The following is a 235-nucleotide window of genomic DNA, read 5'->3' on the forward strand; positions in this document are numbered from 1 at the left end:
GCCTTATCGGTCCCAATGGCGCTGGTAAGTCAACGCTAGTCAAACTTATCTTAGGCTTGATTGGGTCAACTGATGGCTCTATGACAGCACATCAGCCGCTACAGCTTGGTTATGTACCGCAGCGATTTGCTGTGCCACCGATATTGCCATTGCGCGTTTGCGATTTGTTGGCGCAAGCAGATAAGAAGCGTTTAACCCCTGAACAACGGCAATTTATCTTTGATAACTTATCATT

At 46.8% G+C, this 235-nt stretch carries 1 protein-coding gene; it reads left to right on the plus strand.

What is annotated here, in order from left to right:
- The coding region (locus tag AAEY87_RS14435; RefSeq protein ID WP_350657665.1) for an ATP-binding cassette domain-containing protein at window positions 1-235 on the plus strand (235 nt) is incomplete at both ends.

It is taken from the genome of Psychrobacter sp. S1-30-MNA-CIBAN-0213 (genome assembly GCF_040309845.1).
Taxonomy (GTDB): Bacteria; Pseudomonadota; Gammaproteobacteria; order Pseudomonadales; family Moraxellaceae; genus Psychrobacter.